This is a genomic window from Nodosilinea sp. P-1105, assembly GCF_012911975.1.
In the GTDB taxonomy this organism is placed as follows: domain Bacteria; phylum Cyanobacteriota; class Cyanobacteriia; order Phormidesmidales; family Phormidesmidaceae; genus Nodosilinea.
On record NZ_SMDQ01000157.1, the window covers coordinates 1 to 1,321 of the forward strand.

1 protein-coding gene is annotated in these 1,321 nt (G+C 51.4%); it reads left to right on the plus strand.

What is annotated here, in order from left to right:
• Nucleotides 1-101 precede the first annotated feature (101 nt).
• Nucleotides 102-1,301, plus strand: coding sequence for an IS4 family transposase (locus E1H13_RS26480; protein ID WP_169617950.1), 1,200 nt, complete (start codon nucleotides 102-104; stop codon nucleotides 1,299-1,301).
• Nucleotides 1,302-1,321: the final 20 nt, after the last annotated feature.

Consider the following 1,321-nt stretch of genomic DNA (forward strand, 5'->3'; position numbering starts at 1 on the left):
CTTAGCGGGTGACAAGGGGACTCAAAGCTTCAGGGGACAATGCTTTGAGAGAATAGGAAGGACAAAAAATAGGGAGTCCTGAACGGACTCCCCCCAAAAATATGCTTCCCCCATCTTACCAAACCACCCTGCGTGCCCATCTGACGGAGAGTCAGTATATAACCTTAGAGATTCTGTTGCTATTGCTACAGGCCCACCGACAGGTCAAACTCTCAGTGTTAGCCAGTGTTTTTCCCCAGCCGATTCAGTATCAAAGTCGAAAACGCAACTTACAGCGATTTCTAACCTTGCCAAAACTCACCCTCAAGGTGCTGTGGTTTCCACTGCTCAAATATTGGATTCGACAAGTGCAAACCGGACGAGGGTTGAATCGCGACCAACGCCGCCGTTTGAGAACGCTCAAGCACCATAAACACGGCTATTGGATTCTCGCAATTGACCGCACAGAATGGAAAGGGCGAAATATCTTCATGGTCAGTGTGGTGTGGGGAACCCACGCCTTACCCGTTTATTGGGAACTCTTGGGACAGGCTGGCAATAGTGACCTGAAAACGCAACAGCGACTCCTCAAAGCGGCCCTGTCATTGTTCAAGTCCTATCCGGTTCTCGTGCTGGGTGACCGAGAGTTCCATAGCCCTAAACTGGCGGCCTGGTTGGATGCACGAGGGGTGTCCTTTGCGCTCCGACAGAAAAAGGATTTCCATTTCAAGACCGATGCCGAACCTGACTATCAAGTCCTCAAAGCCGTTGGCTTCAAACCGGGACAGTCCCGCTTTTACGAGGGGATTTTGTGCAATAAAGGCGATGGCATCGGCCCGTTCAATTTAGCGGTTTATTGGAAGCGAAAGTACCGTCAGAAGGGGCCGAAGGAGCCGTGGTATATCCTGACTAATTTGCCCACCTTGGCACAAGCCTTAGCGGTCTATCGGTGTCGCTGGGGCATTGAACAGCTCTTCAAAGATTGCAAGACGGGTGGCTATCACCTGGAGGATGCCAAGGTCAACGACACTCGGTTTTTAGCCTTAGTGTTGCTGATCGCCTTGGCCTACAGTTGGGCCACCTTGCACGGACAACAGGTGAAACACCTCGGGATAGATCAGTATGCGGGGCGTATCCAAGAGCACCGCGACAGCACGCCGCGACAGAGTGATTTTAGTCTCGGTCTCTATGGCCAACGATGGATCTATGCCATGGAGTTATGGGCCGACTGGGCACTCCAACTGATAGCTCTCAAACCCCATAAACAACTCTATTTTCAGCGAGGTTTCTATGCTCTATCCCTGATGCAGCAAGCTCTCTAGGTACGTTGTCACCCGTTAAG